Origin of the sequence: Salegentibacter tibetensis (genome assembly GCF_020164485.1) — a bacterium.
Lineage (GTDB): Bacteria > Bacteroidota > Bacteroidia > Flavobacteriales > Flavobacteriaceae > Salegentibacter > Salegentibacter tibetensis.
In genome coordinates, this window is sequence record NZ_JAIQZA010000039.1 from 25912 (window position 1) to 35605 (window position 9694).

At 37.1% G+C, this 9694-nt stretch carries 9 protein-coding genes; 5 read left to right on the plus strand and 4 right to left on the minus strand.

Going from position 1 to position 9694, the window contains the following annotated elements; all coding sequences use genetic code 11:
* Position 1: 1 nt before the first annotated feature.
* From LB467_RS16120 to LB467_RS16140, 5 genes are all read left to right on the plus strand, one after another.
* Positions 2-1078 (plus strand): LptF/LptG family permease, encoded by a 1077-nt coding sequence (locus LB467_RS16120; RefSeq protein ID WP_224475083.1) that lies wholly within the window; start codon positions 2-4, stop codon positions 1076-1078.
* 99 nt (positions 1079-1177) lie between these two features.
* On the plus strand, positions 1178-2131 hold the full coding sequence (locus tag LB467_RS16125; protein ID WP_224475084.1) for an acetyl-CoA carboxylase carboxyltransferase subunit alpha: 954 nt from the start codon (positions 1178-1180) through the stop codon (positions 2129-2131).
* A gap of 167 nt (positions 2132-2298) precedes the next feature.
* Complete coding sequence (dnaB, locus tag LB467_RS16130) at positions 2299-3864, plus strand: replicative DNA helicase (protein ID WP_224475085.1); 1566 nt, start codon at positions 2299-2301, stop codon at positions 3862-3864.
* Positions 3865-4009: 145 nt separating this feature from the next.
* On the plus strand, positions 4010-5194 hold the full coding sequence (locus LB467_RS16135) for an asparagine synthetase B (protein WP_224475088.1): 1185 nt from the start codon (positions 4010-4012) through the stop codon (positions 5192-5194).
* Between the two features lie 181 nt (positions 5195-5375).
* Positions 5376-5798 carry a secondary thiamine-phosphate synthase enzyme YjbQ gene (locus LB467_RS16140; protein ID WP_224475086.1) on the plus strand — a complete coding sequence of 141 codons (423 nt, stop codon included), beginning with the start codon at positions 5376-5378 and terminating at the stop codon, positions 5796-5798.
* Between the two features lie 88 nt (positions 5799-5886).
* On the opposite strand, the gene rplT is transcribed toward LB467_RS16140, so the two are convergent.
* The 4 genes from rplT to thrS form a co-directional block, all read right to left on the minus strand.
* The gene (gene rplT / locus LB467_RS16145; RefSeq protein ID WP_079734645.1) at positions 5887-6231 is read right to left on the minus strand and encodes a 50S ribosomal protein L20; all 345 of its coding nucleotides are present in this window, start codon (positions 6229-6231) and stop codon (positions 5887-5889) included.
* A 135-nt stretch (positions 6232-6366) separates the two neighbouring features.
* A complete protein-coding gene (gene rpmI / locus LB467_RS16150) occupies positions 6367-6564 on the minus strand; it encodes a 50S ribosomal protein L35 (protein WP_079714698.1) in 198 nt (65 codons plus the stop codon).
* A 36-nt stretch (positions 6565-6600) separates the two neighbouring features.
* The gene (gene infC, locus LB467_RS16155) at positions 6601-7152 is read right to left on the minus strand and encodes a translation initiation factor IF-3 (RefSeq protein ID WP_317196374.1); all 552 of its coding nucleotides are present in this window, start codon (positions 7150-7152) and stop codon (positions 6601-6603) included.
* 23 nt (positions 7153-7175) lie between these two features.
* Entirely contained in the window at positions 7176-9122 is a 1947-nt protein-coding gene (thrS, locus tag LB467_RS16160) for a threonine--tRNA ligase (RefSeq protein ID WP_224475087.1), read from the minus strand.
* Positions 9123-9694: the final 572 nt, after the last annotated feature.

Genomic DNA, 9694 nt, shown 5'->3' on the forward strand with positions numbered 1-9694 from the left:
CTTGAAAATTTTAGATTGGTACATATTAAAACGCTATCTGGGAACTTTTTTCCTGATGCTTATACTATTTATACCAATTGGAATCACGGTTAATCTTGCTGAAAAAATCGGGAAAATACTGGATAATGAAGTACCTTTTATAGAAGTGGCACTTTACTATGTAGACTTTACCATCTATTTTGCCAATTTATTGTTTCCACTTTTCCTGTTTTTATCGGTGATTTGGTTTACTTCTAAACTTGCTAACAATACTGAAATTATTGCTTTTTTAAGTAGTGGGGTTTCTTTCTGGAGGTTTTTAAGACCTTATCTTATTGGAGCTACGATTGTTTGCATTCTAGCCTTGTTTCTAGGAATGTTCCTGGCTCCAAAAGCCAGTAAAGGATTTAATGAATTTAAATATGAATATCTCAAGAAAAACGAGCAAACCCAGGAGACCAGGGATGTATATCGGCAAATAAACGACGATGAGTTTATTTATGCCAGTCACTTTCAACCGCTGGGTAAATCGGCGAGAAATTTCACCCTGGAGCATTTTGAAGGTAATGAGCTTAAATTTAAAATTAGCGCTTCCAGTTTAAGGTTTAATGTAGAAGATACCACCTATTCTTTAACTAATGTAAATAAACGGATAATTGGTGTAGATGAAGATTCTATTATTCATCAGAATAAGTTAGATACCATTCTTCCCTTTGAATTTGATGAATTAACTCCTGAAACTTATATAGCCGAAACTTTAAATTACACTCAATTAAATGAGTTTATTGAAAAAGAACGCCGGCGAGGTTCCGGAAATATTAACAGGTATTTGGTGGTAGCTTATAAACGATGGAGTATTCCTGTTTCAGCATTTATTCTTACTATTATAGCCGTAGCAGTATCTTCTATGAAACGCCGTGGTGGTATGGGGGTTAACCTTGCCGTTGGGATTACCCTGGCTTTTATTTTTATATTTTTCGATAAAGTTTTTGGAACGATGGCCGAGCAATCTACTTTTTCTCCCTTAATAGCCGTATGGTTTCCTAATATCAGCTTTGGGATTCTGGCTATTTTCCTGCTTTATAGAGCCAAAAGATAAGCCGGGAAATTTCTCAAAATTTAATGGTCCTTCTTTATAATTCTTCCTTTCAAAGTTTGTTATATTTGTAAGCTAATAAAAAACAAAGCATAACAACTTATGGAATATTTAGAATTTGAATTACCCATTAAAGAGTTGGAAGAGCAGTACGCAAAAGCCTGTAATATAGGTGAAGAAAGTGATGTTGATGTTACAGCTACCTGCAGGCAAATTGAGAAGAAATTAAAGGAAACCCGAAAAGATATATACAAGAATTTAACCGCCTGGCAACGGGTTCAACTTTCCAGGCATCCAAACCGCCCCTATACTTTAGATTATATAAATGCTATTTGTGGAGATACATTTTTAGAGCTACATGGCGATAGAAATGTAAAAGACGATAAAGCGATGATTGGTGGTCTCGGTAAAATAGAAGACCAAAGTTTTATGTTTATCGGCCAACAAAAAGGCTATAATACTAAAACCAGACAGTATAGAAATTTTGGGATGGCAAATCCTGAAGGTTACCGCAAAGCTTTACGTTTAATGAAATCTGCAGAGAAGTTTGGACTTCCGGTGGTGACATTTGTAGATACTCCGGGAGCATATCCTGGGCTTGAAGCTGAAGAACGCGGCCAGGGGGAAGCTATTGCCCGGAATATCCTGGAAATGACAAGGCTTAAAGTGCCAATTATTGTAGTGATAATTGGAGAAGGCGCCAGTGGTGGAGCTTTAGGGATTGGGGTTGGAGATAAGGTTATGATGCTTGAAAATACCTGGTATTCTGTAATTTCTCCTGAATCCTGTTCGTCTATTCTTTGGCGTAGCTGGGAATTCAAGGAACAGGCAGCAGATGCTTTAAAGCTTACTGCCAAGGATATGAAAAAACAGAAGCTGATAGATGAAATTGTAAAAGAACCAATAGGTGGTGCCCATAGTAACAGAGAGGAAACTTTTGATACGGTAAAAAATGCAATTTTAGGAGCATATTCTGAATTTAAAAACTTATCACCAACAGATTTAGTGAATAAAAGGATGGATAAGTATTTAGATATGGGAGTTTTTAAAGATTAAAACCTTACATATCATAACTTCTTAAATTTCCGAAACCCTGGTTTCGGTTTTTTTTGCACTTATCAACACTATTATTAAGTTTTCAACAGGTGAATTGTTGATGACCGGTTGATTAACTAACTGATCTAATATTAAGATGCTCTTAACAAATTTCATACTTTCGTAATATGGATAAAATGACCGCCCCGCAGCAATTTTCAGCAAAAAAAAGTAATGTTATTAGCCTTGAAAAAGGAAAACTTCCTCCGCAAGCAGTTGATTTAGAGGAGGTTGTGTTAGGAGCGATGATGATTGATAAAAAAGGGGTAGATGAAATAATTGATATCCTTAGCCCTGATGCTTTCTATAAAAACTCCCATAAATTAATTTTTGAAGCTATACATAAACTCTTTGAAAATACAGAAGCGATTGACTTATTAACCGTTTCTAACCAATTAAAGAAGGATGGAAATTTTGAAAAAACGGGGGGTGATTATTACCTGATCCAATTAACACAAAAAGTATCATCTTCTGCCCATATTGAGTTTCATGCACGTATTATTCTTCAGAAATACATTCAGCGGAGTTTAATAAAAATTTCCAACGAAATTATTGAAGAAGCTTACGACGAATCTACCGATGTTTTTGATCTTTTAGACAGTGCTGAAGCAAAATTATACGAAGTAACCCAGGGGAACATTCAAAAATCTACCGAAACCGCTCAGAGTTTGGTGATTCAGGCCAAGAATAGAATTGAGGAAATCTCGAATAAAGAAGGTCTCAGTGGTGTTCCGTCAGGTTTCGATAAGTTAGACCAACTAACCTCCGGCTGGCAGCCCAGTGACCTTATTATTGTAGCAGCACGTCCCGGGATGGGGAAAACGGCGCTGACTTTATCTATGGCCAGGAATATTTCTGTAGGTCAAAATATGCCGGTAGCGTTCTTTTCATTGGAGATGTCGGCAGTACAGCTAATTACTCGTTTGATTTCTTCGGAAACCGGTCTTTCTTCAGAAAAATTAAGAACCGGAAATCTTGAAAAACACGAATGGGAACAACTTAATGTAAAGGTAAAGGATCTTGAAAATGCACCTTTATTTATAGATGATACACCTTCGCTTTCAATTTTTGACCTTAGAGCTAAAGCCAGAAGGTTAGCTTCCCAACACGGCATTAAACTTATTGTAATTGATTATTTGCAGTTAATGACAGCCGGTGGAAGTCAAAAAGGAGGAGGAAACAGGGAGCAGGAAATCTCAACCATTTCCCGTAATCTCAAGGCCCTCGCTAAAGAATTGAACGTGCCGGTAATCGCGCTTTCGCAGTTATCACGTGCGGTAGAGACCCGGGGAGGGAGTAAGCGACCATTACTATCCGACCTGAGGGAATCTGGAGCGATTGAGCAGGATGCCGATATCGTTTCCTTCATTTATCGCCCCGAATATTATAAAATTGAAGAATGGGATGATGACGATCGTAGTCCAACCGATGGGCAGGGTGAATTTATCGTAGCCAAGCACAGAAACGGTGGTCTTGATAATATCCGACTTAAATTTATTGGTCATCTTGGTAAATTTGATAACTTAGAAGAGTTTGATTCGCCTTTTGAATATCATTCTAAAATGAACACCGGGGAAAATGAAGAGAACGAGTTTGGTTCTTCAAACCTGCCAAATCCCAGTGCAAATGAAGCCTTTGGCAGCTCGATTAACAGTGGGTTTAACAATGACGACGATGACGAAGTACCATTTTAAAATTTCTAATAAAGTAAGAAAGAATATACTAAATTATATATTTCAAAAAGACCAGAAAAATGGTAAAACACCGGTTCTTCTGGTCTTTTTTGTTTTTCTGCTTTTAAATTGTTTTCAGGTTTCAGCTTCACAATTGCTTATTCCTATGGATGAAGATTTCCAAAAGAATCATTTAAAAGCCTACGGAATCACCTATTTTGCTTTAGAAGAGGAATTAGAAGTTAGATGGTTGCTCAATTATCGTGGAGGTTCTTTTTTAATTTCTGATACTGAACAATTACGACGAGAATGTAAAATACGCGGTGTTTCATATGAAGTAATAAGCGACGATAAAACACAGACTATTCTGGAGGAAATTAGTAGTCCTTCTCGAAATATGGAAACTGTAGTATTGGAAAAAGCTCCTAAAATTGCTGTTTATTCTCCGCAGGGAAATAAACCCTGGGATGATGCAGTAACTATGGCACTTACCTATGCTGAAATTCCTTATGAAACCATCTATGACGAAGCTGTGCTAAATGATGCTTTGGTTTTATTTGATTGGTTGCATTTGCATCACGAAGATTTTACCGGCCAGTATGGTAAATTTTACCGAACATTTAGAACCACGCCCTGGTATATTCAGGAAAAGGAAGAAGCTGAAGCTTTGGCGCAAAAGTTAGGTTATGATAAGGTTTCCGAACAAAAACTGGCTGTTGCTTTAAAAATAAGAGATTACGTAGTGGGTGGTGGTTTTATGTTCGCGATGTGTAGCGCTACCGATAGCTTTGATATCGCTCTCGCGGCTGAAGGGGTAGATATAGCTGAAGCTATGTTTGATGGGGATCCCAGCGAACCTGGTTACCAATCTAAAATAGATTTCAATAAAACATTCGCTTTTACAGATTTTACGCTGGAACGAAGCCCGATGGTTTACGAGTTTTCTTCTATAGATATGACCGCTAAAAGAAGTATTCCAAAGGAAACCGATTATTTTACTCTGATGGATTTCTCTGCCAAATGGGATGTAGTGCCTACCATGTTGACTCAAAATCATACACGCCTTGTTAAAGGATTTATGGGGCAAACAACTGCCTATAACCCAGATAACATTAAAGCCAATGTTCTGGTAATGGGAGAAAGCAAACTCAATGGTGAAGCGCGGTATATCCATGGAATAAAAGGAAAAGGATTTTTTACTTTTTACGGCGGACATGATCCCGAAGATTATCAACATAGGGTAGGGGATCCAAAAACCGAACTGGATTTACACCCAACATCACCGGGTTACCGACTAATTCTTAATAATGTCCTTTTCCCGGCAGCAAAGAAAAAACCACAAAAAACTTAAAATGAAGTTCAGTATTCTGGTAAAAGTATTAAGTGTGATCAACTTAATTTTAGTGGTTTTCCTGGTATTTATTTAACAAATGTGATTGCATTGTTTCTTCAGTATATGAAACATTATTAATTTCTTTTGGTATTTTATCTGGTATAGGAATATATTTAAAAGAAAATAATAAGAAATAACCATGAAATTTTTTCAGAAGGAAATAAAATTAAAAGCGAGATCAAGAGGTTTTCATATTGTGACCGATGAAGTAGAGAGTCAATTACCGGAATTGAAAGAAATTAATTCAGGAATGCTAAATGTTTTTATTAAACATACTTCCGCGGGAATAACCATAAACGAAAACGCCGATCCCACAGTACGCGAAGATTTTGAAAGTCATTTTAATGAAATGGTTCCTGAAAATATGCCGTATTATAAACACACTTTAGAAGGTTCTGATGATATGCCTGCACATATTAAGGCTTCCTTACTGGGGAATTCGCTTCAGATTCCTGTTACTAACGGGAAATTAAATTTAGGAACCTGGCAAGGCATTTATCTTGCAGAACATAGAAATAATGCCGGTTCCCGGAAACTGGTTTTAAGCCTTTATGGAGTTTAAATTTTTTCCGAAGAAAGTAAAGACATAAAAAAAATCCGGTTCAATTAAGAACCGGATTTTTTAAATAAGAGAGTATAATTATTTGTATTTACTTTACTTTATCTACAACTGCTTTAAAAGCTTCTGGATGGTTCATTGCCAAATCGGCAAGTACCTTACGGTTTAAACCTATTCCGTTAGCTTTTGCAGCTCCCATAAATTGAGAATAAGACATACCGTGCTGACGGGCTGCGGCATTAATACGCAATATCCACAGTGAGCGGAAATTACGTTTCTTTACTTTGCGGTCTCTGTATGAGTAAAGCATTGCTTTCTCTACCGCGTTTTTAGCTACTGTCCAAACGTTTTTACGACGTCCAAAGTAACCTTTTGCTTGCTTAAGAACCTTTTTTCTTCTGGCTCTCTTTGCAACTGAATTTACTGATCTTGGCATATTTTTGTGTGTTTTGTAGCAGGCGGTCGATAACCGACACTTTTAACTTAAACTTCAAACTGTCACACTGAGCGCAGTCGAAGTGTTGCCCAACTCCAGGGTTTTTAAATTATTTAAACCGTTAAGAGCTTATTGTTACTTTAAACGCAACATAAGTTTAACATTGGACTTATCGGCATCGTGTACTAAAGTACTATGCGTTAAAGCCAGTTTACGTTTTTTAGACTTCTTTGTTAAGATGTGACTTTTAAACGCGTGCTTTCTTTTTATTTTCCCAGTACCGGTAAGCTTAAAACGCTTTTTAGCACTAGATTTTGTCTTCATTTTCGGCATGTTATCCTCTTTTTATATTATAACTCTCTTATTATTCTATTTTGATTTTCTGGGAGATAAAAACATAGTCATACGTTTCCCTTCCAGTTTAGGCATTTGTTCTACTTTTCCAAGTTCTTCAAGATCCTGAGCTAATCTAAGCAATAGGATTTCTCCTTTATCCTTAAATACGATAGATCGACCTTTAAAAAATACGAAAGCTTTTAGCTTTGCACCATCCTTTAAAAATTTCTCTGCGTTACGTCTTTTGAACTCATAATCGTGATCATCGGTATTGGGACCAAAACGAATTTCCTTAACAACAACTTTGCTCGCTTTGGCTTTCATTACCTTTTCGCGCTTCTTTTGTTCGTAAAGAAACTTTTTGTAATCCATCGCTTTTACCACCGGTGGTTTTGCATCTGGAGATATTTCTACCAAATCCAAACCTAAATCTTCGGCTATTGTTAATGCTTCCTTGGTTGGATAAACGCCCATTTCCACATTATCACCTACAAGGCGAACTTCTTCTGCCCTGATTTTTTGGTTAATCCGGTGTTGATCCTCTTTAACTGCTCTAAGCGGTCTTTTCGATTTTTTTCTACGTATTGCTATGGCTGATCTATTTTTGGTTAAACTTCAAACGTCTTCAACGTTTTTTTGATTTCGTTATTTATAATTGCGGCAAAGTCTTCTACTGGCATAGTGCCAATATCGCCTTCCCCTCTCTTTCGTACAGAAACCGTACCATCCTGTTCTTCCTGTTCCCCTATAATCAACATATACGGGAATTTGTTCATTTCGGCTTCCCGAATTTTCTTACCAATGGTCTCATTTCGGTTGTCTGCCAAAGCGCGAATTTCGTTATTTTCCAGCAAAGTTAAAACTTTTTGAGCGTATTTTTCATATTTCTCACTGATTGAGAGTACCATAGCTTGCTCGGGCATCAGCCATAATGGGAAGTTTCCGGCTGTATGTTCCAGGAGAATAGCGATAAAGCGTTCCATACTACCAAAAGGAGCACGGTGAATCATTACCGGTCGGTGTGTCTCATTGTCACTTCCTTTGTAGCTAAGTTCAAAACGTTCTGGCAGGTTATAATCAACTTGAATGGTGCCAAGTTGCCAGCTTCTGCCAAGTGCGTCTTTTACCATAAAATCTAACTTTGGCCCGTAAAAAGCGGCTTCGCCTGTTTCTACCACGTAATTTAATCCTTTTTCTTTAGCTGCATTGATTATGGCAGTTTCAGCTTTTTCCCAAACATCATCAGTTCCTATATATTTTTCTTTATTCTCCGGATCTCTCAATGAAACTTGCGCGGTGAAGTTATCAAATCCTAAAGAATCGAATACATATAAGGTAAGGTCAATTACTTTTTTAAATTCATCATCTAATTGATCTGGAGTACAAAAAATATGCGCGTCGTCCTGGGTGAAACCTCTCACTCGTGTTAAACCGTGTAATTCTCCGCTTTGTTCATAACGATAAACGGTACCGAATTCAGCAAAACGTTTTGGGAGATCGCGATAACTCCAGGAAGTGGCGTTATATATTTCACAGTGATGCGGGCAATTCATAGGTTTTAGCAAAAACTCTTCTCCTTCGTTCGGAGTTTTAATAGGCTGAAAACTATCTTCGCCATATTTCGCATAATGTCCTGAGGTGACATAAAGTTCTTTTTGTCCAATATGCGGACTTACCACCATTTCATAACCGGCTTTTTTCTGTGCTTTTTTCAAGAAATCTTCCAGGCGTTCCCGTAAGGCAGCTCCTTTTGGAAGCCACAATGGAAGTCCCTGGCCAACTTTTTGAGAAAAAGTGAACAATTCAAGTTCTTTCCCAAGTTTACGGTGATCTCTTTTCTTTGCTTCTTCAAGCAGCTCTAAGTATTCTTTTAATTCTTTTTGCTTCGGAAATGAAATTCCGTAAACACGCGTTAACTGCGGATTATTTTCTTCCCCGCGCCAGTACGCGCCGGCAACACTCATTAATTTTACAGCTTTTATAAATCCGGTATTTGGAATATGTCCACCGCGACAAAGATCGGTAAAGGTATCGTGATCGCAGAAAGTAATCTCACCGTCTTCCAGGTTCTCGATTAATTCTACTTTAAACTGATTGTTTTGTTCCTTATAATAGGAGAGGGCATCTGCTTTTGAAACTTCCCTTAATTTAAAGTCATGTTTTTCACGGGCAATCTCAAGCATTCTGTCTTCGATCTTTTTAAAATCGTTTTCAGAAAGTTTGTGCTCGCCAAAATCTACATCATAATAGAATCCATTTTCAATCGCCGGGCCAATGGTTAATTTAGATCCTGGATACATTTTTTCTATGGCCTGGGCCATAACGTGAGAGGTAGAGTGCCAAAATGCTTTTTTACCCTCATCGTCTTTCCAGGTAAATAAGGTTAAACTTCCATCTGTAGTTAATGGCGTTGAAACTTCTACAATATCATTGTTGAATTTTGCTGAAATCACGTTTCGGGCCAGTCCAGAGCTAATACTGTTAGCCACGTCCATTGGAGTAGATCCTTTTTCAAATTCTTTTATACTGCCATCGGGCAAGCTTACCTTAATCATGTATATGTAGTTTTAATGAGCGCAAAGATAATAGGTTGATTTTGCCTGCGCAATATACATATATATAAAGGACAATAATTCTTGCTGAAATTAAGAAAGAGTAGGTTGTCTATACTCTGAAACATTAACTTTTTCCCTTCCCAAGATTTCTATAAAATTTTTTATCTTACAAGTTCCTTTAGTTGAGAGGCTTAGAAATTAGTTTTAAGGTTTCTTTAAAAAATTGTTATTTGAGCCTTGCGGGGTAAGAAAACAGCAGTATATTTGCAGCCGCTTACAAGGGCAACGAGGGTTGCGGAGTAAAGCAGGAAGTTCATTACATACTGGGAAATGCAAATTTTTAAGCCTTGAAAAAGCTTTAAAAAATAAAAGCAAAAAAATAATATTTTTTTGCTTGTTGGATTCAAAAGAGGTTGTATATTTGCAGCCGCAAAAACAGCTAAGATTTTATTTAAAAAGTGGCGTTGTTTTTAAAGTTCTTTTGAAGGGTTGCTTTTAAAATAAAGTCAAAAATTTTTCTAAAAAATATTTGGTGTATAAAGAAAAAGTAGTGTATATTTGCAGCCGCTTAC

Bases quoted from the DNA above. Each gene is read 5' to 3' on its own strand.
- LB467_RS16125 (WP_224475084.1), top strand. From the start codon at position 1,178: ATGGAATATTTAGAATTTGAATTACCCATTAAAGAGTTGGAAGAGCAG.
- dnaB (WP_224475085.1), top strand. From the start codon at position 2,299: ATGGATAAAATGACCGCCCCGCAGCAATTTTCAGCAAAAAAAAGTAAT.
- LB467_RS16135 (WP_224475088.1), top strand. From the start codon at position 4,010: ATGGATGAAGATTTCCAAAAGAATCATTTAAAAGCCTACGGAATCACC.
- LB467_RS16140 (WP_224475086.1), top strand. From the start codon at position 5,376: ATGAAATTTTTTCAGAAGGAAATAAAATTAAAAGCGAGATCAAGAGGT.
- rplT (WP_079734645.1), bottom strand. From the start codon at position 6,231: ATGCCAAGATCAGTAAATTCAGTTGCAAAGAGAGCCAGAAGAAAAAAG.
- rpmI (WP_079714698.1), bottom strand. From the start codon at position 6,564: ATGCCGAAAATGAAGACAAAATCTAGTGCTAAAAAGCGTTTTAAGCTT.
- thrS (WP_224475087.1), bottom strand. From the start codon at position 9,122: ATGATTAAGGTAAGCTTGCCCGATGGCAGTATAAAAGAATTTGAAAAA.